This window comes from Pseudomonas sp. PSE14 (assembly GCF_029203285.1).
Lineage (GTDB): Bacteria > Pseudomonadota > Gammaproteobacteria > Pseudomonadales > Pseudomonadaceae > Pseudomonas.
On record NZ_CP115669.1, the window covers coordinates 5,202,927 to 5,224,461 of the forward strand.

Consider the following 21,535-nt stretch of genomic DNA (forward strand, 5'->3'; position numbering starts at 1 on the left):
GAACTGCCATGAACTCTCAACCTCTTCGCGTCGGCATCGGCGGCCCGGTGGGCTCCGGCAAGACCGCCCTGACCCTGGCGCTGTGCCGCGCCCTGCGCCAGCGCTACAACATCGCCGTGGTCACCAACGACATCTACACCCAGGAGGATGCGCAGTTCCTGGTACGCAACGAGGCCCTGGAGCCGGAGCGGATCATCGGCGTGGAAACCGGCGGCTGCCCGCATACGGCAATCCGCGAGGACGCCTCGATCAACCTGGAAGCCGTGGACCAGCTCAACCGCCGCTTCCCCGGGCTGGACCTGATCCTGGTGGAGTCCGGCGGCGACAACCTGTCGGCGACCTTCAGCCCCGAGCTGTCGGACCTGACGCTGTACGTGATCGACGTGTCCGCCGGCGACAAGATCCCGCGCAAGGGCGGGCCGGGCATCTGCAAGTCCGACCTGCTGGTGATCAACAAGATCGACCTGGCCCCGCTGGTGGGCGCCTCGCTGGAGGTGATGGACCAGGACGCCACGCGCATGCGCGGCGACAAGCCCTTCGTGTTCAGCAACCAGAAGACCGGCCAGGGCCTGGCCGAGATCATCACCTTCATCGAGCGCCAGGGCCTGCTGATCGCCGCCTGATCGCGCCCCACGACCGACGATTACAAGACCAAGGAGCTACACCATGAGCCTGCGCAAAGCCCTCTGCAGCATCGCGCTGTTCCTCACCCCGGCGGTGGCCTTCGCCCATCCCGGACACGGCGACCACGGCCTGATCGCCGGCCTCGCCCATCCCATCACCGGTCTCGATCACTTGCTGGCGATGTTCGCCGTCGGCCTCTGGGCAGCGCAGCAGCATGGCGCGGCGCGACTGGCGCTGCCGTGCACCTTCGTCGCGGCCATGCTGGTCGGCGGGCTGCTCGGCTTCGAGGGGCTGCAGGTCCCGTTCATGGAGACCGGCATTGCCGCTTCGGTACTGGCGCTGGGCCTGTGCGTGGCGCTGGCGGTGCGTCCGCCGCTGTTGCTGGCGATGGGCGCGACGGCGCTGTTCGCCCTCGCCCACGGGGTGGCGCACGGGCTGGAACTGCCGGACCTGAGCAGCCCGTGGCTGTATGCCGCCGGCTTCGTTGGCGCGACCGCCGCGCTGCATGCGGCGGGTTATGGCCTGGTTCGCCTGCTGCCGCAGGCCGCGGCGCCGCTGGTACGTTTCGCAGGCTTGGCCTCGGCAGGCGCCGGCGCCTGGCTGCTCGCCGGCTGACGCTCCTACAAGATCAAGAGCCCCTCACCCTAACCCTCTCCCGCAAGCGGGAGAGGGGACCGTTCGGCGCGGGTTGAAACCTCGGCGTCAGCCGGTACGGACAGCTCCCTCTCCCAGAAGGAGAGAAGACAGTTTGGTGCAGGATGAAGCCTCGGTGTCAGCCGGCTCAGACGGCCCCCTCTCCCTCTGGGAGAGGGCTGGGGTGAGGGAGAAATCCCGGCACGCCCCCCCTGAGTGCGACGGTTACCCGACCATACATCACCCTTTACGATGCACCGAGAACCCCGCCCAGGCCTGGCTCACGGGCATGATTTCCAGCGTGTTGATGTTGATGTGCGGCGGCTGGTTCATGATCCAGTGGATGGTCTCGGCGATGTCCTCGGACTGGATCGGTTCGGCGCCGGCGTAGGTCTTGTCGTACTTCGCCTGGTCGCCACCGAAGCGCACCAGGGAGAACTCGCTCTCACACATGCCGGGTTCGAGATTAGTGACGCGTACGCCGGTGCCTTGCAGGTCGCAGCGCAGGTTCAGGGAGAACTGCTCGACGAAGGCCTTGGTGGCGCCGTAGACGTGGCCGCCCGGATAGGGCCAGTGACCGGCCACCGAGCCGAGGTTGAGGATGCTCGCGCCGCGGCCATAGGCGATCAGGCGCGGCAGCAGCAGGCGGGTGGCATACATCAGGCCTTTGACGTTGGTGTCCACCATGGTGTCCCAGTCATCCAGGGAGCAGTCCTGTGCCGGGTCAGCGCCCAGGGCGAGGCCGGCGTTGTTGATCAGGCCACGCAGCTTGGCGAACTTCTCCGGCAGGCTGTCCACCGCCGCGGTCATCGCCGCGCGGTCACGCACGTCGAGCACCAGCGGCAGCACCTCGGTCTGCGCCGAGAGTTCCTGCGCCAGCGCGTTCAGGCGCTCCTCGCGACGGCCGGTGATCACCAGCGACCAGCCATCGCGGGCGAAGCGGCGCGCACAGGCCTCGCCAAAGCCGGAGGTGGCGCCGGTAATGAACAGGGTGGAAGTCATCGGGGAATCCTCATGGTTGGCCCTCGTTCCGCCGGTCGGTGCCGGCGTGTCATGGTGGGCGCGTTCTTGTCGGTGTCTTGCAGGATAACAGTCCAGTCGCGCCCCGTTGCGCTACAGCAGCGCTGGATAAAACCCGCACAGCTGGCCGAAAGCCCCGTCACTGCGGGGCCGCTCGCACTTGCTCCCACCTTGTCCACAGGCTGCTCCACGGATTCTGTGGGCAAGCGTGGCGGCGCATTTTCGCTGGACGAATTTCGAACGCCGCGCCGCAACCCGCACCAGCCCTGCGCCGGAGAAGTTCTTCCCAAGGTTATCCACAAGTCTTTCAACGGCAGGCGTGGACAACCGGGCGCTCTCGGGAACTTTTCCGGAAAGCCGAAACTGTCCATCCATACAGCATTTCAGGGCGATCGAGCAGAAATCAGCCGGTCCTTGCGGAGCCCCTGGGAATGGGGCCTGCAAGGATTCGCCCAAACCTTATCCACAGGCCGGCCCACAGATTTTCTGGACAACCTCAATGCACCAGAAGCCGCGCCGCAATCAGGTCTTCCAGTGCATAACCCACGGATTTGAACAGGGTGATCTCGCTGTCGTCCCGGCGCGCGCCGCGCCCTTGCAGCAGGTCGGACAGCTGGCTGTGGATGGCGCCTTCGTCGATCACGCCTTCGCCCATGGGAATCAGCAGGTCGCCGGCCTCCTCCAGCGCGCCTTCGCGAGTGTCGACCACGATGCGCGCGCGACGCACGGCTTCGTTGTCGGTTTCGCGCATGGACGGCAGGAAGGCGCCGACCAGGTCGAGGTGGCAGCCCGAGCGCAGCCATTCGCCGAGCACGATGGGCTCGCGGGAGGTGGTGACGCAGCTGATGCAGTCCGCCGCCGCGACAGCGCCGCGCAGGTCGGCGCAGGCATGGACGGGATAGCCTTCGTCCTGCAGGCGCTTCACCAGGGCCTTCACCTTGTCGTCATGACGGCCCCAGATGGCGATGTCTTCGTACTCGCGCACAGAGCAGTGGGCGCGGACCATGTGCGGCGCCAGGGTGCCGCTGCCGACGATCAGCAGCCTGCGCGCATCGCGGCGCACCAGGTAGTCGGCGGCCAGCGCCGAGGTACAGGCGGTGCGCCGGGCGGTCAGCTCGGAGGCTTCGAGCATCGCCAGCGGACGGCCGGTCTGGCCATCGAACAGGCAGAACAGCGCAGCCACCGCCGGCAGGTTCTTCGCGCCGTTGCCGGGGAACACGGTGACTAGCTTGACGCCGATGTCCTGCCCCGGCCGCCAGACGGGCATGGTCAGCAGCGAAGCGTTGTCTGGCAGCGCATGGCAGCCTCGCACGGGGGCTTCGCAGTCGCCGGCAAGGCCGATGCGCAGGGCTTCGATCAGTTGGGGATAACTCAGTCGTTCGGCGACGTCGGCGTTGGTGAGGAAGCGGAGGTCTTGCATGAAAGCTCCTCTTCAGGAAGCAGGGGATAACCTGTAGGAGCGAGCTCGCTCGCGAACAAGCCCCGCTGCGGAGATGTTCGCGAGCAAGCTCACTCCTACGAAGAGCAACAGGCGTCAGTGCCCGCCGAGGTAAGCGTTGCGAACCTCCTGGTTGCCCAGCAGCTCCGCGCCGGTGCCGCTCAGGCGGATCTCGCCGTTGACCATCACGTAGCCACGGTCCGACAGCTTCAGCGCATGGTTGGCGTTCTGCTCCACGAGGAACAGGGTCATGCCGCTCTTCGCCAGTTCCCGCAGGGTCTGGAAGATCTGCTTGACCACGATGGGTGCCAGGCCCAGCGAGGGCTCGTCGAGCAGCAGCAGCTTGGGCCGACTCATCAACGCACGGGCGATGGCGAGCATCTGCTGCTCACCGCCGGACATGGTCATGGCGCGCTGGTTGCGTCGCTCCTTCAGGCGCGGGAACAGGTCGAACATGCGCTCCATGTCCTCCTGGGCGTGGTCCATGCCGATGGGAATGGTGCCCATCAACAGGTTCTCCTCCACCGTCATGTCGGGGAACACCCGGCGTCCCTCCGGCGACTGCGCGATGCCGTTGGAGGCCACGTAGTGCGCCGACTTGTGGCGGATGTCCTGGCCCTTGTAGAAGATCCCCCCCGCAGCCGCGCGCGGCTGGCCGAAGATCGACATCAAGAGCGTGGACTTGCCTGCGCCGTTAGCGCCGATCAGCGCCACGGTTTCCCCTTCGTTGACGGTCAGCGAGACTTTCTTCAGCGCCTGGATCGGCCCGTAGAACACATCCACATCACGGAACTCCAACATCGGCGCCGTCATACCAGCTCCTCTTCGTCCGCGCCGAGATAGGCGGCGATTACCTTGTCGTTGTGGCGAATCTCGTCCGGTGCGCCACGGGCGATGACCACGCCGTGGTCGAGCACGATGATGTGGTCGGAGATGTTCATCACCATGCCCATGTCGTGCTCGATCAGCAGCACGGTGATGCCGTGGTGGTCGCGCAGGTAGCGGACGATGCGCGCCAGGGCCTGGGTTTCCGCCGGGTTGAGGCCGGCGGCGGGTTCGTCGAGGCAGATCAGCTCGGGCCGGGTGCACATGGCGCGGGCGATCTCCAGGCGGCGCTGCTGCCCGTAGGACATCTCGCCGGCCAGGCGGTTGGCGCAGTCCACCAGGTCCACCACTTCCAGCCAGTAGAAGGCGTGGTCCAGCGCCTCGCTTTCCGCGCGACGGTAGCCGGGGGTGTTGAGCACGCCGGCGATGAGATTGCGGTTGACGAACATGTGCTGAGCCACCAGCAGGTTCTCCACCACCGACATCTCGCGGAACAGCCGGATGTTCTGGAAGGTGCGCGCCAGCCCCGCGCGGTTCACCAGGTGGGTGCCGCCGAACATCTTGTAGAAGACGCGGTTGCCGAACTGCGCCGGGTTGACGAAGTCGGCGGCCTGGAAGGGCTGGCCGAGCACCTTGATCACGTCCGTGGTGCGGCCCTGGGTGTTGAGCAGGATGTTGCCGCCGGTGGCCTTGTAGAAGCCGGTCAGGCAGTTGAACACCGTGGTCTTGCCCGCGCCGTTGGGGCCGATCAGCGCGGTGATGGAGCCGCGCTCCACGTCGAGGTTGACGTCGTTGAGCGCCTTGATGCCACCGAAGTGCATCATCAGGTGCTCGACGCTGAGGATCTTGTCACCGCTCATGGCGCCACCCCCTTGCGTACGGCAAAGCCGGTGCGGCTGATGCGGATCAGCCCGCGCGGTCGCCAGATCATCATCAGCACCATGAGGATGCCGAACAGCAGCACCCGGTAGTCGGCGAAGCTGCGCAGCAGCTCCGGCGCCACGGTGAGGACGAAGGCGGCGATCACCACGCCCACGGTGGAGCCCATGCCACCGAGCACCACGATGGCGAGGATCAGCGCCGACTCGAAGAAGGTGAACGACGACGGGTTGACGAAGCCCTGGTAGCTGGCGAAGAACACGCCCGCCAGGCCCGCGGTGGAGGCGCCGAGCATGAACGCCGAGAGTTTCACCAGCACGTGGTTCAGGCCCATGGCGCGGCAGGCGATCTCGTCCTCGCGCAGCGCTTCCCAGGCGCGGCCGACCGGCATGCGGGTCAGCCGGTGCTTGATGTACAGCACCAGCAGCACCACCACGAACAGCACCGCGTAGATGAACACGAACTTGAGGTTCTGGTTGTAGTCGATGCCGAGGAATTCGTGGATCGGCGTGCCGCCCTCCTTCGCCCGGCGGCCGAACTCCAGGCCGAAGATGGTCGGCGAGGGCACCGGCATGCCGTTCGGGCCGCCGGTGAAGGACAGCCAGTTGTTGAGGATCAGGCGGATGATCTCGCCGAAGCCCAGGGTCACGATGGCCAGGTAGTCACCGTGCATCCTCAGCACCGGGAAGCCCAGCAGCGCGCCCGCCATCGCGGCGGTGATGGCCGCCAGCGGCAGCACCGTCCAGAAGCCCAGGCCGAGGTAGTGGTAACCCAGCGCGAGGCCGTAGGCGCCGATGGCGTAGAAGGCCACATAGCCGAGGTCGAGCAGCCCGGCGAGGCCGACCACGATGTTCAACCCCAGGCCCAGCAGTACGTAGATCAAGCCGAGGATTATCACGGTGAGCAGGTACTTGCTGGCGAAGAACGGGAAGATCACCGCGGCGACGATCAGCAGCGGGACGATCCAGCGCAGACGGGTCTTGTAGCCCGGCTGCAGTACGGTGATGCCCGAGTCGGAGGTTTCGAAGCGCTCCATCACGCGCACGCCGGCCGGGGTCTGCAGGTACAAGCTGAGCAGCAGGCGGCCGATCATGACTGCACCGACCATCCAGGCCAGGCGAACCGGTTCGAGGTTGAAGCTGTAGCCATCGAGCACCACGCCGACGATGGGACCGAACACCACCAGGGCGATCAGCCCGGCGAGCACGGTGTCGACGAGGCTCTTCTTGATATCGATGCGCGCGGTCTTCGGCGCGGCGGTGGTCTGGGTAGCGGCCATCATGCTCACACCTTCGATACCTGGGGACGACCCAGGAGCCCTTGCGGTCGGAAGATCAGGATGGTCACCAGCAGGCCGAAGGCGAACACATCCTTGAAGTCGGTGTTGATCATCCCGGAGAACTGCGCCTCGGCCACACCGAGGATCAGGCCGCCGAGCATGGCGCCGGGCAGCGAGCCGATGCCGCCGAGCACCGCGGCGGTGAACGCCTTGATGCCGATGATGAAGCCGGCATAGAAGTCGAAGGTGCCGTAGTTCATGGTGATCAGCACGCCGGCCAGCGCGGCCATGGCGGCGCCGATGACGAACACGTAGGAGATCACCCGGTCGGTGTTGATCCCCAGGATCGAGGCCATCTTGCGGTCCTGCTGGGTGGCACGGCACATGCGCCCGAGCTTGGTGTACTGGATCACATAGGTCAGCACGGCCATGCCGACGAAGGCGGCGATGAGGATGAACACCTTGGTGTAGGTCAGTTGCACGAAGCCTTCGCCGACGTGGAACTTCAGCGCGCCGTCGAGCAGGGTCGGCACGCCTTGCTGGCGCGGGCCCTGGGACAGCTGCACGTAGTTCTGCAGGATCAGCGACATGCCGATGGCCGAGATCAGCGGCGCCAGGCGCGTGGAGTTGCGCAGTGGCTTGTAGGCGATGCGCTCGATCACCCAGCCGTACAGGCCGGTGATGCAGATGGTGAAGACCAGGGTGCCGAGGATCAGCAGCGGGAAGGACTCGAGGCCGAAGAAGGTCAGCAGCGCCAGGGCGATGGCCGAAAGATAGGCGGAGATCATGTACACCTCGCCGTGGGCGAAGTTGATCATGCCGATGATGCCGTAAACCATCGTGTAGCCGATGGCGATCAGGCCGTAGACCGACCCGAGGGTCAGCCCGTTGATCATTTGCTGGAGAAAGATACCGTCCACGATTGGGTACTCACACAGACAGGGCAGGGAAGGCGGGCGGCAAGCGGGCTGAACGGCTCGTGACCGTCGCCGGGCGAGCGCCGACCTGCGGGGATGCCGGCACCGCTCGTGGCGGCGCCGGCAGGTCGGAGCGGGTGCATGGATGCTGTTCGGGCGCGCCCGTCACCGACCGGACCCCGCAGGGCCCGGCCGGTACGTGGTGGAGCCAGGGCAGCGTCCGGACGCTTACTTCTGTTTTTCCAACTGGTGGTATTTGCCCTTGTCGTCCCACTGGTAGACGACGTAGTCGGAGACCTTCAGGTCGCCCTTCTCGTCCCACTCCTTCTTGCCCATCACGGTTTGCACCGGGTTGGTGTGCAGCCACTTGCTGGCCGCCTGGGGATCGTTCTTGCCGGCGCCGTTGAAGGCGGCGGCGAGCGCCTGGACCGAGGCGTAGGCATACAGGGTGTAGCCTTCCGGCTCGAAGCCGCCGGCGCGGAACTTGTCCACCACGGCCTTGCCGTCCGGGATCAGGCGCGGATCGGCACCGAAGGTCATCAGCACGCCCTTGGTGTACTGCGGGCCGCCGGCGGTGGTGACCAGCTCGTCGGTGACGATGCCGTCATCGGAGAAGAACACGGTAGTCAGGCCCTGCTCGCGCATCTGCCGTACCAGCGGGCCGGCTTCCGGGTGCAAGCCGCCGAAGAACACCACTTCCGCGCCCGAGGCACGGATCTTGGTGACCAGGGCGTTGAAGTCCTTCTCGCCGCGGGTCAGGCCCTCGTAGAGAACTTCCTTGACACCCAGCTTGTTCAGCTGCGCCTTGGTCGCATCCGCCAGACCCTGGCCGTAGGTGTCCTTGTCGTGGATCACCGCGACCTTCTTGGCCTTCAGCACGTTGACGATGTAGTTGCCGGCGACGATGCCCTGCTGGTCGTCACGACCGCACATGCGGAACATGCCGGTGAGGCCGCGCTCGGTCACCTTCGGGTTGGTCGAGCCGGGGGTGATGGCGATGATGCCGGCCTCGTCATACACCTCGGAGGCGGGGATGGTATTGGAGGAGCAGAAGTGACCGACCACGGCGATGGCCTTGTCCTGGTCGACCAGGCGGTTGGCGACTGCCACGGCCTGCTTGGGCTCGCAGGCGTCGTCGGCCTTCACCAGCTTGATCTTCTCCCCGTTCACGCCACCGGCGGCGTTGATCGCGTTGGCGGCCTCGGTAGCCCCCCGCCAGTACTGTTCGCCGAACGAGGCGTTCGCCCCGGTGTGCGGCCCTGCGACCCCGATAACGACATCAGCCTCTACAAAGGAAGACATGCCCAGCGCGGTGGTTACCGCCAGGGCCAGAAAGCCTTTTCTGAAAATCTTCTGCGACATGGAGTTTTGCTCCTGAGGGTTTTTGTAATGGCGCACGAACTAATGTTGGCGACTTATCGACAGCAAGCCGCGTGCCATTCGTTTTTGTTATTAACCAAGTCCTACAGCAAAAACAGCCAGAGCTGGCGGGCATCAGTGTTAGACACGTGCAACCCATCGAAAACCGAAGGTGCAACCACTCAATCGAAAAGGCGCAACCCTCCTTCCCGTGGGCTGACACATCCAGCCACCACAGGCGCAACCCCATCCGTAACCATCGCTGTCACCGAACTGCACATCCGCGGTGCAGACCCGTCGGGGTAACGCACCAGTAAGAGGCTAGTCCAAAGTGCAGCGAACGTTGGGGCAGACGCGGCGGGAGGCCCCCGCCCACGCATCGCCGGGCTCAGATCACCACCCGCAGGCACTGCCCGGCGTGGTAGAGCGAGAAGCCCGCTTCGTAGAGACGACTACGCAGGCCAGCGGCGGAAATCTCCTCCATCGGCCGTAGCGGCATCGGCAGCACGCTGGCGTCACCGCCCAGCAGGAAGTCGGCGAAGGCCTTGCCCACCACCGTGCCGGTGGTGACGCCGCGGCCGTTGTAGCCGCTCATGGCGACCAGCCCCGGCGCCGGCTCGAACAGGCGCATGAGGTGGTCGGGGGTGAAGTCGATGCAGCCGGTCCAGGTGAACTCCCATTCCACCTTGCCCAGCTTGGGGAAGTAGTGCTGCTGGATGCGGTCAGCCCAGCTTTTCAGGAACCACGCCGGCTTACCGGTGCCCTTGCCGAGGCTGCCGAGCAGCAGGCGACCATCGGCATCGCGGCGGATGCTGCTGAGCACCTGGCGGGTATCCCAAGAGCCCTGCCCGCCCGGCAGGATGCGCGCGGCCTCGGCGCCCTCCAGCGGACGCGAGGCGACCTGGTAGTAGTAGCCGGGGAAGAAGGTGCGGCGCAGCTCGGTCCACTCGCCTTCGGTGTACGCGCTGGAGGCGATCACCACCTGTTCGGCGGTGACCACGCCGCCCTGGGTGATCACGTTCCAGGCGTTGCCCACGCGCACCAGCCCGACCACCGGGGAATGGTGGTACAGCTCGCCGCCGAGCCCCACCACCGCGCGGGCCAGGCCGCTGACGTAGGCCATCGGGTTGAGGGTGCCGGCGCGGCGGTCGAGCAGCGCGCCGGCGATCTTGTCGGTGCCGCAGGCCTGTTCGCACTCGGCGCCGGTCAGCAGCTCGACGGGCGCCCCGCGACGGCTCCACTGCTCGCAGCGGCTGCGTAGATCCGCCAGGCCGCGGGCGTTGTGCGCCATGTGCAGGGTGCCTTCGCGGCGCGCCTGGCAGGCGATGCCGTACTTGTCTATCAGGGAGAACACCAGGGATGGCGCGTTGCCGAGCATGTGGTTGACCCGCTGGCCCACCTCCGCGCCCATGCCCGCCTCGATCTCGTCCGGGGGAATCCACAAACCAGCGTTGACCAGCCCGACGTTGCGCCCGGAGCCACCATGCCCAGTGGCGTGGGCGTCGAGCACACAGACCGTCTGGTCCTTTTCCAGCAGATGAAGCGCGGCGGACAGGCCGGTGATCCCGGCGCCGACGACACACACGTCGACCTTGCGATCCCCCCGCAGCATCGGAGCTTCCGGACGTTCGGGGGTCAGGTATTCCCACAGACACTCTTGGCGAAGCGACATCCAGCGATCCTTCTACGCGAACCTTTGTGAATGACTCTGTACTGCAAGCCCCTATTGCTGCGAGCCGAGGGCTTTGTGTAGGAGCGAGCTTGCTCGCGAACCGCATAACGCTGAAGCCCAACCGGACTCCGTTCGCGAGCAAGCTCGCTCCTACGAAGAGCAAACTCAGTCGAAGACTATGCCCTGGGCCAGCGGCAATTCCCGCGAATAGTTCACGGTGTTGGTCTGCCGGCGCATATAGCCCTTCCAGGCATCGGAGCCGGACTCACGGCCACCGCCGGTTTCCTTCTCGCCACCGAAGGCGCCGCCGATTTCCGCGCCGCTGGGGCCGATGTTGACGTTGGCGATGCCGCAGTCGCTGCCCACCGCCGAGAGGAAGGCCTCGGCCTCGCGCAGGTCGGTGGTGAAGATGCAGGACGACAGGCCCTGGGGCACGGCATTGTTCAGCGCCACCGCCTCTTCGAAGTGCTCGTAGGGCACCACATAGAGGATCGGCGCGAAGGTCTCGTGGCGCACCACGTCGCTCTGCTCCGGCATTTCGGCAATGGCCGGCGACACGTAGTAGGCGTTCGGGTAGCGGTCGGCCAGTTGACGCTCGCCGCCGAACACCACGCCGCCCTCCCCGCGCGCCTGCTCCAGCGCGCCCTGCATGGCCAGGAAGCTGCGCTCGTCGATCAGCGGGCCGACCAGGTTGCCTTCCAGCGGATGGCCGATACGCACCTTGGAATAGGCGGCCTTCAGGCGGCTGACGATCTCGTCCTTCACCGACTTGTGCGCGATCAGCCGGCGCAGGGTGGTGCAACGCTGGCCGGCGGTGCCGACGGCGCTGAACAGGATGGCGCGCACGGCCATGTCCAGATCGGCGCTGGGGGTCAGGATCATGGCGTTGTTGCCGCCCAGTTCGAGAATGCTGCGGCCGAAGCGCGCCGCCACGCGTGGGCCTACTTCGCGGCCCATGCGGGTGCTGCCGGTGGCGCTGACCAGGGCGACACGGACATCGTCCACCAGCGCCTCACCGGCGCTGCGGTCGCCGATCACCACCTGGCTCAGGTGCGCCGGTGCGTCGCCGAACTTCTTCAGCGCGCGCTCGAACAACGCCTGGCAGGCCAGCGCGGTGAGCGGGGTCTTCTCCGACGGCTTCCACACCACCGAGTTGCCGCAGACCAGCGCCAGCGCGGTATTCCACGACCACACGGCGACAGGGAAGTTGAAGGCGCTGATCACCCCGACCACGCCCAGCGGATGCCAGGTTTCGCGCATGTGGTGACCGGGGCGCTCGGAGGCGATGGTCAGGCCGTAGAGCTGGCGCGACAGGCCGACGGCGAAGTCGCAGATGTCGATCATCTCCTGCACTTCACCCAGGCCTTCCTGGGTGATCTTGCCGGCCTCCCAGGACACCAGTTCGCCCAGAGCCGCCTTGCTCGCCCGCAGCTCCTCGCCGAACAACCGTACCAGCTCGCCACGACGCGGCGCCGGCACCTTGCGCCAGGCTTCGAAGGCATGGGCGGCGCGGCCGATCTTCTGCTCCACCTCGGCGGCGCTTTCCAGACGCACCGCGCCCAGGCGGCTGCCGTCGATGGGGGTATGGATGACCTGATCGCCACCGGTGTAGAGGCGAGCGTCGACGCCGAGGGATTCGAGCAGTGCGGAAATCATGCGGACTCCTGTTTGTTTCGGATCAGGTGATTCAGATGACCTAATGGAATGCCAGCAGTAATAAACGGCTTGCCGAGGCACAACAAACGACGTTTCCTATGCACATCATTCCGTAAATTCATGAACTGCCCGCCATGCTGAGCAAACGCCACCTGCCGTCCATGACCGCCCTGCAATGCTTCGAGGCCGTCGCCCGGCACCTGAGCTTCACCCGCGCCTCGGAGGAGCTGAACCTGACCCAGAGCGCGGTCAGCAAACAGGTGGCACAGCTGGAAGAGATGCTCCAGCACCTGCTGTTCCGCCGCGTGCGCCGGCGCCTGCAGTTGACCCCGGCGGGCGAGCTGTACCTGCAGGAGGTGCGCAAGATCCTCACCCAGGTGGAGATGTCCACCCACTACCTGCTCTCCTACGGCGGCGAGACTGAGGTCCTGCGAGTGGCGACACCGCCCACCTTCGGCGCGCGCTGGCTGATCCCGCGCCTCAATGGCTGGCGCCACCGCCACCCGAACATCCACCTGGACCTGCGCCAGGAGCTGGAACCCAGCGACCTGCTGCAATCGCGCTGCGACATTGCCTTCTTCTTCGGCGCGGGCACCCTGCCCGGCGCGGAATGCCTGCATCTGTTCGGCGAGGAAATGGTGCCAGTGTGCTCGCCGGCCATCCTGCCGGAGCAGCCGCTGAAAGACCCGACCCAGTTGGCCGAACTGGTCCTGCTGCAGAACGCCACCCGCCCGGAGGCCTGGCACGAGTGGTTCCAGAGCCTGGGCAAGCGCAACGAACACAGCTACCACGGTCCGCGCTTCGACACCTTCTACATGTGCATCCGCGCCGCGCAGGCCGGTTGCGGCGTGGCGCTGCTGCCGCGCTTCCTGGTGGCGGAGGAACTGGACGAGGGCAAGCTGGTGATCGCCTGGGAGCACGGCCTGGCCAGCCGCAGCGGCTATTACCTGGCGTACCCCGAGCACGCCGCGGCGGTGCCCAAGGTGCGGGCCTTCGTGGAATGGATCCAGACTCGCCTGGCGGCGTCCTGATTGGCGCAATTGACCATCGACCCAGCGCCGCAGTCGCTGGTATTTTTCCTGCATTCCAACAGGCATTGGCCTGTCACTGTCCGGATCGAGGTACATCCATGAAAGCCACCCAGCAAGCCATCGCGACCGAGCTGAATGTCCAGCCGCCATTCAAGGGCCCGGACAACGTCCAGGCTGAAATCCAGCGCCGCGTGCGCTTCATCCAGGACTGCCTGAAAGGCTCGGGCATGAAGACCCTGGTGCTGGGCATCAGCGGCGGTGTCGACTCGCTCACCGCCGGCATGCTCTGCCAGCGCGCGGTGGAAGGCCTGCGCGCCGAGACCGGCGACCAGAGCTATCGCTTCCTCGCCGTGCGCCTGCCCTACAACGTGCAGGGCGACGAGCATGACGCCCAGGAATCGGTGGACGTCATCGCCCCGGACGAGCGCCACACCGTGAACATCGGCCCGTCGGTGCAGGCGCTGGCTGCCCAGACCCTGGCGCTGGAGGGCCTGCCCGCAGGCACCCGCGACTTCGCCCTGGGCAACACCAAGGCGCGCGTCCGCATGGTCGCCCAGTACACCATCGCCAATGCCCGCCAGGGTCTCGTCGTCGGCACCGATCATGCCGCCGAGGCGGTGATGGGCTTCTTCACCAAGTTCGGCGACGGCGCCTGCGACCTCGCCCCACTCACCGGCCTGGTGAAGAACCAGGTCCGCACCATTGCCCGCACCCTCGGCGCACCGGAAAACCTGGTGGAGAAAGTGCCCACCGCCGACCTCGAAGACCTCGCCCCCGGTAAGCCGGACGAACATTCCCACGGCGTGACCTACAAGGAAATCGACGCCTTCCTGCATGGCGAGGAGGTCAGCCAGGAAGCCTTCGACATCATCGTCCGCACCTTCGAGAAGACCCGCCACAAGCGCGCCCTGCCGACCACCCCATGATCCGCCGATGGCGCGGGAGCCCTCCCGCGCCAGCCGGGCTCACCGCGCCGGGATGACGTAGCGCCAGATGGCGATGAAGTGCAGCAGGCTGCCGGCGATCACGAACAGGTGCCAGATGCCATGCCAGTGGCGGAAGCGGCTGTCGTAGGCGAAGAAGATGATGCCGATGGTGTAGAAGGCGCCGCCCCCTACCAGCCAGGCGAACCCGGCGCCGCCCAGCGCGCGATACAGCGGGCCTACGGCGATCAGCACGATCCAGCCCATCACCGCGTAGATGATGATCGACAGCACCCGCGCCTCGGAGCGCGGCTTGATCTCCTGGAGCATGCCAATCACCGCCATGCTCCAGACGATGCCGAACAGCGTCCAGCCCCAGGCGCCCTTGAGCGTCACCAGGCAGAACGGCGTGTAGCTGCCGGCGATCAGCAGATAGATGGACAGGTGGTCGAGCTTGCGCAGGATGACCTTCGCCCGTCCGCGCACGCTGTGGTACAGCGTGGAAATGCTGTAAAGCATCGTCAACGTAGTGCCATACACCGCCACGCTGACGATGCGCAGCGGCTCGCCGAGCAGGCTGGTGGCGACCAGCAGGCTGATGCCGCCGACCAGCGCCGCCACGGCTCCGATCAGATGGGTCCAGGCATTGAAGCGTTCACCGTGATACATGGCATCCCCCGCTGCGGATTCGACCAGAGACACCCTATCTTCGTTGCATGAATTGAAAAGCCCGACCTTGAGTCGGGCTTTTCGTACCGGAACGAGGTCCGGATCACTTCAGGGTCAGGGTGCCCTTCATCATGGCCGAGTGGCCCGGGAAGGAGCAGAAGAAGGCGTACGCATCGCCCGCCTTGAGCTTGGACACATCGAAGGTCACCGAGTCCTTCTCGCCGGAACCGATGATCTTGGTGTGAGCGATCACGCGGGTGTCGCCATCCTTGATGTAGTTCTTGTCCAGGCCGGCGGCCATGCCGTCGGTCACCACGCCCTGCATGTCGGCGGCGGTGGTCAGCACCCAGTTATGGCCCATGACGTTCTTCGGCAGGCTGCCGGGGTGGGACAGGTTGACGGTGAAGGTCTTGCAGCTCTTGTCGACGCTGATGGCGTTGGTGCTGAACTGCATCTGGTCGTTGCCCTGGATGTCCACGGAGCATTCGGCGGCCAGCAGCGGAGCACTGAACAGGCCGAGCAGGGATACAGCAGCGAGTTTACGGAACATACAAGCCTCCTAGGCAGGTTGGGCGGAGAAACCTGAAGAGGAGACTGCCCGATGAGCGGTCGAGTTCCCCTGACTCAGGTCAATAACGCACGGGCGATTTGCCACGGCGCAAGCCTCGAAATGTCTATCAGCCTCATCCAGTTCTTCAACGAGGCAGATCAGCGCACCCCGTCTAGCATAGACCCCACACCCCGGCCCCACTGGAGTCCGCGCCATGAAACTTCATCCCCTGTTACAAACCCTGCTCGCCAGCTACGCACTGGCCGCCTCGGCCGGCGGCGGTCAACACGACTGAAATCCGTCACACAGGTCTTGGTCGCTCCCGCTCCAGCCGCTACCCTGGCGGCCTTGATCAGTCCGGGAGCTCTCCATGTCCTTGCGTTCCATCTGCGTGTTCTGCGGCGCCAGCCCCGGCGCCACTCCGATCTACCAGGAAGCCGCCGAAGCCCTTGGCCGTCACCTGGCCGAACGTGGCATCCGCCTGGTCTACGGCGGCGGTGCGGTCGGCCTGATGGGGATGGTGGCTGACGCCGCACTGGCGGCAGGCGGAGAAGTCATCGGCATCATTCCGCAGAGCCTGAAAGAGGCGGAAATCGGCCACAAGGGCCTGACACGCCTGGAAGTGGTGGACGGCATGCATGCCCGCAAGGCACGCATGGCCGAACTGAGCGATGCCTTCATCGCGCTGCCGGGCGGCCTGGGCACGCTGGAGGAGCTGTTCGAGGTCTGGACCTGGGGCCAGCTCGGTTACCACGGCAAGCCGCTGGGTCTGCTGGAGGTCAACGGCTTCTATGAACCCCTTCTGACCTTCCTCGACCACCTGGTGCAGGAGCGCTTCGTCCGCCCGCAGCACCGCGAGATGCTCCAGCGCGCCAGCTCGCCGGCAGAACTGATCGACGCCCTGCAGGCCTGGACGCCTTCGGCCGCGCCCAAGTGGGTGGATCGCAGCCCTACCTGAGCCGTACTCAGCGCCAACAGTCGGCGGCATCCCCCGCCGCCGATTGTTGCTCCCCGACGGTATTCAGGCTGAGCGCGCCACAACGCAAGTCCTGCGCCTGGCTGTCCTGCGGCGTGGCGGTGAGCCGGTAACCGCCGTCCGCTTCCGTTCCGGACTCGACGGTTAGCAGATAACTGCCGCCGGTGGAGTCCGCCCCCTTCGCCGTCACGCGCGGCAGCCCCAGCTTGGCGAGGTCACCGGTGGCCACGACGTATCTGTTGTTCTGGGCGAAGTAACGCTCCTCCCGTGCCGCCGCATCGAACAACAGCGCTTGCCCTTCGCTGCGACTGGCGCGCAGGACATGCTGCCGATAAGCGGGGTAGCTGATTGCCGCCAGAATGGCTGCGATGGCCACCACCAGCATGAGTTCGACGAGGGTGACGCCCGTTTCCGCAGGCCTGTTCATTTCACCGCCTCCGGCATCTGCGTCCAGGTCTGCCGGCCGCTGAGCTCACCGAAAGCAAGCCTGCGTTGCTTGCCACTGGCATCGAACAGCGAGTCACCGCTGAAGGTCACGCCTCCCGCGGCTATCGGAACGCTGCTGGGAACCGTGCCGGCAACCAGGTCCTGGTCATCCACCTTGCCATCGCCGTTCAGGTCGAACACCGGGAACAGTGTCGCCCCTCCGAAAGCCGCGCCGAGCACCAGGGCACTGCCCTCGAGCCCGGGTGAACAGGGATCGGCATTGGGCGTCACCGTCAGGACCTGGAGCAGGGTTCCACGCACCTTGGGTGTGGCAATGACTCGCTCGCCTTGCAAACGGCCGCCGACTTGAAGGTCCAGCACCCAACCGGAGTCACGCGCCCAGTCGATGGACTTCTGGCTCACTCTGCGGCTGCCCACCAGGCTCTTGCTTTCGAAGGTCTGCGCAACCAGGTCGGCGCGGGTAAGGCGCGGAGTCGTCCTGGCCGCGCCGCCATCAGTCTGCCGGTCCCAGATGCCATAGACCGATTGCAGCGCGCTGGAGGCCTTATCGCTGGCAGTGAAGTAACGGCCCGTGCCGACGTAGACCATCAGCCCCTTGCCGGAGGGATGCTTCATGAAGGCCGGCGCGGCGGTGATCGCCTGGGCGGTCGGGTCCGCCGCGCTGGCGGTCGCGTGATAAAGCGGTTGGTTGCCGAAGGAAACGGCGAAGCGCGAGGCGCTCACCGACGACATCGAACCCAAGGCATCCCGGGTCCCCGCATCGATCAGGTCGAACCGCCACAGGTTGCCCCGCAGATCGCCCGCATAGGCATAGTCGGCAATGCCATCACCGTTCACGTCCGCTGCGCTGACCGCCGAAAGACCATTGGCCCCGCTTGCCGAGGTGGTGAGTTTGGCCAGCACGCGCCCATCGGCAATATCGAGCAGGAACAGGCCGGCCGTCCCATCACGCCCTCCGTAGCCATTGCCCAGCAGCACCGCCCACTGGCCGCTGTGCAGGCGAGCGATCACCGGCGCGGAGAGGGTGTAGCCCAGCTCGGGATCATCCTGCGCGGTGAACTCCCACAGCAGCGAGACGGCGCCGGGATCGGTAATGTCCAGGGCAAAGACTCCGCGCCCGCCCGCGCCCAGCACACCGACCAGCACCCGATGCCAGGCACCGTTGAAATATGCGTCGGACACGGCGGGCGAGCCATCCACGTAATAGCGATGGCGCCCCGCCTCGCTGGCGTATCGGCGATCGGCGAGCAGATGAAGGTTGGGGATGACCGGGGTCGGGACATACGCGAAGGTTTCCACCCCGGACTTCGCATTGAAGGCATGCAGCATGCCGTCATTGGCCCCGACATAGACCTGATCGTCGTGCCCATCTTGTGCCGCAACGAACGCCCGATAACTACCGCTGCCGCCATCCAGCCGCTCGGCAATACCAACCAGCAGCGCAGCCTTATTGCCCAGGACAGGTATCGAATTGACGATGTCGCCAATCAGGCTCGTACGCTGGCGATAAACGTCCTCATGCGTGGTATCACCCTTGAGGAAATTCACGCTGGCGGCATCCAGATGGTCTTGCAAGTCGGCCCCGGCAAAGCGGCGACCGGCCAGATGCTCGAAGGTGAAATCCTGCAAACCGGTACCGCTGGCATTCGCCATCAGTATTCTTCGCTCGCTCCACCGGGGCAGGCGCTCGCTGGCCTTCCACTCCAGCCTGGGAGTGCCGGAACTGCCAGCCCTGGGTACGACTCGCTTGATCAGATCACCACCCCAGGTGCCGACTTCCAGTTGCGTGCTGTACAGCTCGAAATCATTCCCACCGGACTCCTGTGGCGAAACGATGGGCGCCGTCATGGCAGCAGAGGCTTGCAGGCTCGGATTGAGCGCTCGGGACAGCTGCTCTTTCAGCCGAGGCACATCAGCCAGCGGGAAGTAGTTGTCCGGGGAACCAGGCTTGCGCGAATCCCACTCGCCCTCCACCGGCAGGGGCGACCGCCTCGCATCGAACCCGCCCCACTTGGCTGCGTACCACAGCGGATTCTGCAGAGGAGTGATCTGCTTTGACCTGTCCGGGACAAACTCCCGAGCCGGGCTGCCAGCCTCCAGCGCCGGGCAGGCTCCAGCGAGCGGCTCGCACTCGCCGGCCCAGTGCCCGGCTGGCGTATCGAACGGATCGTTGAGCGTGTCGCCGCCCGACACTTCGAGATAGACGCCATCCCGCGTTGTCCCGGCCATCGTGTAACCCAGATGCAGCGCTCGGCCAGTGCCGCCACGCACCGTTTTCAAGGTGACGCTCAGCCTATTGTCTGCATTGACCCTAGCGCTGTAGAGCACGACAGCCTCGTCTTCGAACGCCACGCGAAACACCACCTCCGGGCGCCCGCCATTCACCTGAGCGGACGGCTTCTGCCCCGGCAGGTTGTGCATCGACTGTACGAAGAAGGCGCTCACCTGCGCCGGCACAGAGGGCTTGCCCGGCGATACGAGCTTGCCGAACGGGATCAGGGTGGCCATACCGTCGCCCACCGGAATCCGGATACCGGGCATGGGGGAAGCGAGGGCAATGGCCAAGGTCGTGACCGGCAGGCCGGTCGTGGTGATGGGGTGCAGGTTGCCGAAGTAGGCGACGCTGGCGGCGTTGTAGGTCCCTTCCCCTGCCGGTTCTTCCGGTAATCCGCGAAGGCTGCCGAAGCCGCTCGCCGACTTGGCGGTCGGGGCCGCGTCGGTAGGGCTGCTGCTGACTTCCCCGATGGCGACCCACTGCATGCCGCCGCCCGTCTCATGATTCCAGAGGGTCATTCCCAACGCGGAAACATCCAGCTGCGCCAGGCTGCCACTGGCCTGGTCGAACGAGCCGAAGGGGCTGCCCGGCAGCTGCGAGTCGTGACTGGGACTCGTATCACTGAGGACCGTAATCAAGGGCGACGAACAACGGTGAGCAAGATCCGCTCGGTAGGGATCGCCCCACTGCGCGGAGTGGTCGGTGGATGCGGGGCTCGCGGCGCCGCTGAAGTAGCGCAACGCATCGAGCATGATCCTACCCAACGGATTCGCCCCGCCCGAGCAGATCGCCGTGCCACACAATGCGCGCAAACCATCAAGACTGGAGATGATGGCCGGTTTGGTTCGAACCCCACCCTTGCCCTTCGCACCGAAGATCCCGGTTTCCGCGTCGACCTCGTCAGCGAAAGAGCCGATGGCCTTGCGCAATACACCACCCGGCAGATCACGCACGCCGGTGCCCATCATCAAACCGAAGTACATCTGGTCGTCTTCGCCGTATGCCTGCAGCAGTCCCGTCGGCTTGTAGTGCTTGCTCGGGTACTGCTTGCAGTTGCCTTCCAGCAGCCCCGGAACACACACCCTGACTCTCACGGCGAAGTCGCTCGGGGTGATGTTCTGCGCCTGCGCCGCCACCGCCCCATGCCCCATCCAGTCCCAGGCACTGAGATTGGCCACATCGGGCAGAACGCTCAGGTAGGTAGTCCCATTGACCAGTGCGCTGCCATTGGCGAACAACGTGCGATTCGCCCCCTGGGGTGCAGAGAAGGGCGTGTAGTCCGCCAGATCGAATCCGGCGTCCGTCGTACCGGCATATTCCCTACCCCAGGCAAGAGCGCCCTGGGGAATGAACGAACGCTCCAGCACTGTCTCGTCTTCGCCGTCCGTCGAGCGATAACCGCCATAGAGCACCTTGCGCAGTGCGTCCGCCCGCGAGGTGGTCAGGTAGTTGAGAAAGTCCCCGCTCCAGCGACCGGCGCTGTTTCTGCAGACCTTGTCATCGGTGAACGCGACCGGCACGAACAGCTGCTCGCCTGTTGCATACCGATAGCACTTCCCGGAGTCGAAATAGCCGAAATGAGCGGTTGCCGGGTCGTAACCGTGGGTATCGCCAGCGTCGCCGTAGGCGGGAAGAAACAACTTCTGATCCAGCCCCACCACCAGGAGATTCAGTGGCGGCATGGAGGGGCTGACGAACAACGGTGTCTGGGCAGGCACAGTTCCGGTCGCCGGAATTGTCTCCTCTACTGCACAGGCCTCCACCACCACAAACCCGGCCAGCAGCAGGAGTCCATATCGATGTCTGCTCATCGGCAGCCTCCCTGCTCAATCATCATGGTGCTTGGCGTACACCGAGCGCAGCTTCTGGCTGCCACTGCCCGCACAGTCGCCGGCACAACTGTTGACCTCATAGAGGAAGGTGCCGCCCTTGCCTCCCGCCGTGCATTCCGTACTGACGCAGTCGGCCCCACCGCCGATCAGTGCCACATACCATTTGACGGGCAGCTCCTCCGCTCCAGAGGAGCCGCTGGAGGGCGCCATCTCCGTGGCAACCTCATCGCCCTGCGCAAAGCGCGGAGCGCTATAGCCGCCGCTGTGCGCGGCATCGGGGTAAGGCATGCACATCTGCGGGGTACAGCTCATGGCCAGTGCATTGAGCGATGCCCCGGAGTAGGCATCCACGCGCGCCTCGGCAATGCGCAACCCCGCTTCGGCGTCATTTAACCAGCGCTGTTGCGCGGCCGAGTGGCCGGCGATGCGTGATTCGACCACGGCGCTTCGGACGCCCGACAAGGCCAGCATCGTCATGATCAGCAGGAGGATCAGCGCTACGAACAACGTCGCTCCACGCTGGGAAAACC

The 21,535-nt window shown here is 65.6% G+C and carries 19 protein-coding genes; 5 read left to right on the forward strand and 14 right to left on the reverse strand.

Annotation, left to right across the window (positions count from 1 at the left end; all coding sequences use genetic code 11):
• The first annotated feature begins 8 nt into the window (after positions 1-8).
• Both ureG and O6P39_RS23925 read left to right on the forward strand, forming a co-directional pair.
• Positions 9-623, forward strand: a complete 615-nt coding sequence (gene ureG, locus O6P39_RS23920) for an urease accessory protein UreG (RefSeq protein ID WP_207882376.1) — start codon at positions 9-11, stop codon at positions 621-623.
• 43 nt (positions 624-666) lie between these two features.
• Positions 667-1,239, forward strand: a complete 573-nt coding sequence (locus O6P39_RS23925; protein WP_275608867.1) for a HupE/UreJ family protein — start codon at positions 667-669, stop codon at positions 1,237-1,239.
• A gap of 258 nt (positions 1,240-1,497) precedes the next feature.
• Here the strand turns inward: O6P39_RS23925 and O6P39_RS23930 are convergent, their stop codons facing one another.
• The 9 genes from O6P39_RS23930 to O6P39_RS23970 form a co-directional block, all read right to left on the reverse strand.
• The gene (locus O6P39_RS23930; RefSeq protein WP_275608868.1) at positions 1,498-2,259 is read right to left on the reverse strand and encodes an SDR family oxidoreductase; all 762 of its coding nucleotides are present in this window, start codon (positions 2,257-2,259) and stop codon (positions 1,498-1,500) included.
• A gap of 514 nt (positions 2,260-2,773) precedes the next feature.
• Entirely contained in the window at positions 2,774-3,697 is a 924-nt protein-coding gene (locus O6P39_RS23935; RefSeq protein ID WP_275608869.1) for an ornithine cyclodeaminase family protein, read from the reverse strand.
• Positions 3,698-3,811: 114 nt separating this feature from the next.
• Complete coding sequence (locus tag O6P39_RS23940; RefSeq protein WP_275608870.1) at positions 3,812-4,528, reverse strand: ABC transporter ATP-binding protein; 717 nt, start codon at positions 4,526-4,528, stop codon at positions 3,812-3,814.
• The gene (locus tag O6P39_RS23945) at positions 4,525-5,400 is read right to left on the reverse strand and encodes an ATP-binding cassette domain-containing protein (RefSeq protein ID WP_275608871.1); all 876 of its coding nucleotides are present in this window, start codon (positions 5,398-5,400) and stop codon (positions 4,525-4,527) included. Before O6P39_RS23945 ends, O6P39_RS23940 begins: the two co-directional genes overlap by 4 nt.
• Positions 5,397-6,698 (reverse strand): high-affinity branched-chain amino acid ABC transporter permease LivM, encoded by a 1,302-nt coding sequence (gene livM, locus O6P39_RS23950; RefSeq protein WP_275612021.1) that lies wholly within the window; start codon positions 6,696-6,698, stop codon positions 5,397-5,399. Before livM ends, O6P39_RS23945 begins: the two co-directional genes overlap by 4 nt.
• A gap of 5 nt (positions 6,699-6,703) precedes the next feature.
• Positions 6,704-7,618, reverse strand: coding sequence for a branched-chain amino acid ABC transporter permease LivH (locus O6P39_RS23955; RefSeq protein WP_275608872.1), 915 nt, complete (start codon positions 7,616-7,618; stop codon positions 6,704-6,706).
• Positions 7,619-7,843: 225 nt separating this feature from the next.
• Entirely contained in the window at positions 7,844-8,977 is a 1,134-nt protein-coding gene (locus O6P39_RS23960; protein WP_275608873.1) for a branched-chain amino acid ABC transporter substrate-binding protein, read from the reverse strand.
• 385 nt (positions 8,978-9,362) lie between these two features.
• Positions 9,363-10,646, reverse strand: a complete 1,284-nt coding sequence (locus O6P39_RS23965; protein WP_275608874.1) for an FAD-binding oxidoreductase — start codon at positions 10,644-10,646, stop codon at positions 9,363-9,365.
• Between the two features lie 165 nt (positions 10,647-10,811).
• Positions 10,812-12,302 carry an aldehyde dehydrogenase family protein gene (locus O6P39_RS23970; RefSeq protein WP_275608875.1) on the reverse strand — a complete coding sequence of 497 codons (1,491 nt, stop codon included), beginning with the start codon at positions 12,300-12,302 and terminating at the stop codon, positions 10,812-10,814.
• Between the two features lie 134 nt (positions 12,303-12,436).
• On the opposite strand from O6P39_RS23970, the gene gcvA reads away from it, so the two are divergent.
• Together gcvA and nadE are read left to right on the forward strand one after the other, a co-directional pair.
• Entirely contained in the window at positions 12,437-13,333 is an 897-nt protein-coding gene (gcvA, locus tag O6P39_RS23975) for a transcriptional regulator GcvA (protein ID WP_275608876.1), read from the forward strand.
• A gap of 98 nt (positions 13,334-13,431) precedes the next feature.
• Entirely contained in the window at positions 13,432-14,259 is an 828-nt protein-coding gene (gene nadE, locus O6P39_RS23980) for an ammonia-dependent NAD(+) synthetase (protein WP_275608877.1), read from the forward strand.
• A 39-nt stretch (positions 14,260-14,298) separates the two neighbouring features.
• On the opposite strand, the gene O6P39_RS23985 is transcribed toward nadE, so the two are convergent.
• A complete protein-coding gene (locus O6P39_RS23985; protein ID WP_275612022.1) occupies positions 14,299-14,925 on the reverse strand; it encodes a hemolysin III family protein in 627 nt (208 codons plus the stop codon).
• Positions 14,926-15,028: 103 nt separating this feature from the next.
• The gene (gene azu, locus O6P39_RS23990; RefSeq protein ID WP_243804453.1) at positions 15,029-15,475 is read right to left on the reverse strand and encodes an azurin; all 447 of its coding nucleotides are present in this window, start codon (positions 15,473-15,475) and stop codon (positions 15,029-15,031) included.
• A gap of 370 nt (positions 15,476-15,845) precedes the next feature.
• Between azu and O6P39_RS23995 the strand changes: the two genes are divergently transcribed.
• The gene (locus O6P39_RS23995) at positions 15,846-16,433 is read left to right on the forward strand and encodes a TIGR00730 family Rossman fold protein (protein ID WP_275608878.1); all 588 of its coding nucleotides are present in this window, start codon (positions 15,846-15,848) and stop codon (positions 16,431-16,433) included.
• A gap of 7 nt (positions 16,434-16,440) precedes the next feature.
• Here O6P39_RS23995 and O6P39_RS24000 read toward each other — a convergent pair whose 3' ends face one another.
• The 3 genes from O6P39_RS24000 to O6P39_RS24010 are packed head-to-tail and all read right to left on the reverse strand — an operon-like array spanning position 16,441 to position 21,512.
• Positions 16,441-16,878: a type IV pilin protein gene (locus O6P39_RS24000; protein WP_275608879.1), complete on the reverse strand. Its 438-nt coding sequence runs from the start codon at positions 16,876-16,878 to the stop codon at positions 16,441-16,443.
• Entirely contained in the window at positions 16,875-20,984 is a 4,110-nt protein-coding gene (locus O6P39_RS24005; protein ID WP_275608880.1) for a PilC/PilY family type IV pilus protein, read from the reverse strand. Before O6P39_RS24005 ends, O6P39_RS24000 begins: the two co-directional genes overlap by 4 nt.
• Before the next feature lie 15 nt (positions 20,985-20,999).
• The gene (locus tag O6P39_RS24010; protein WP_275608881.1) at positions 21,000-21,512 is read right to left on the reverse strand and encodes a PilX N-terminal domain-containing pilus assembly protein; all 513 of its coding nucleotides are present in this window, start codon (positions 21,510-21,512) and stop codon (positions 21,000-21,002) included.
• Positions 21,513-21,535 lie beyond the last annotated feature (23 nt).

Excerpts from the sequence above, each read along its gene's own strand:
- O6P39_RS23925 (WP_275608867.1), top strand. The coding sequence starts at position 667 with ATGAGCCTGCGCAAAGCCCTCTGCAGCATCGCGCTGTTCCTCACCCCG.
- O6P39_RS23930 (WP_275608868.1), bottom strand. The coding sequence starts at position 2,259 with ATGACTTCCACCCTGTTCATTACCGGCGCCACCTCCGGCTTTGGCGAG.
- O6P39_RS23960 (WP_275608873.1), bottom strand. The coding sequence starts at position 8,977 with ATGTCGCAGAAGATTTTCAGAAAAGGCTTTCTGGCCCTGGCGGTAACC.
- O6P39_RS23945 (WP_275608871.1), bottom strand. The coding sequence starts at position 5,400 with ATGAGCGGTGACAAGATCCTCAGCGTCGAGCACCTGATGATGCACTTC.
- O6P39_RS23965 (WP_275608874.1), bottom strand. The coding sequence starts at position 10,646 with ATGTCGCTTCGCCAAGAGTGTCTGTGGGAATACCTGACCCCCGAACGT.
- O6P39_RS24005 (WP_275608880.1), bottom strand. The coding sequence starts at position 20,984 with ATGAGCAGACATCGATATGGACTCCTGCTGCTGGCCGGGTTTGTGGTG.
- O6P39_RS23985 (WP_275612022.1), bottom strand. The coding sequence starts at position 14,925 with ATGTATCACGGTGAACGCTTCAATGCCTGGACCCATCTGATCGGAGCC.
- O6P39_RS24000 (WP_275608879.1), bottom strand. The coding sequence starts at position 16,878 with ATGAACAGGCCTGCGGAAACGGGCGTCACCCTCGTCGAACTCATGCTG.
- O6P39_RS23995 (WP_275608878.1), top strand. The coding sequence starts at position 15,846 with ATGTCCTTGCGTTCCATCTGCGTGTTCTGCGGCGCCAGCCCCGGCGCC.
- azu (WP_243804453.1), bottom strand. The coding sequence starts at position 15,475 with ATGTTCCGTAAACTCGCTGCTGTATCCCTGCTCGGCCTGTTCAGTGCT.
- O6P39_RS23970 (WP_275608875.1), bottom strand. The coding sequence starts at position 12,302 with ATGATTTCCGCACTGCTCGAATCCCTCGGCGTCGACGCTCGCCTCTAC.
- nadE (WP_275608877.1), top strand. The coding sequence starts at position 13,432 with ATGAAAGCCACCCAGCAAGCCATCGCGACCGAGCTGAATGTCCAGCCG.
- O6P39_RS23935 (WP_275608869.1), bottom strand. The coding sequence starts at position 3,697 with ATGCAAGACCTCCGCTTCCTCACCAACGCCGACGTCGCCGAACGACTG.
- gcvA (WP_275608876.1), top strand. The coding sequence starts at position 12,437 with ATGCTGAGCAAACGCCACCTGCCGTCCATGACCGCCCTGCAATGCTTC.
- O6P39_RS23940 (WP_275608870.1), bottom strand. The coding sequence starts at position 4,528 with ATGACGGCGCCGATGTTGGAGTTCCGTGATGTGGATGTGTTCTACGGG.
- ureG (WP_207882376.1), top strand. The coding sequence starts at position 9 with ATGAACTCTCAACCTCTTCGCGTCGGCATCGGCGGCCCGGTGGGCTCC.
- livM (WP_275612021.1), bottom strand. The coding sequence starts at position 6,698 with ATGGCCGCTACCCAGACCACCGCCGCGCCGAAGACCGCGCGCATCGAT.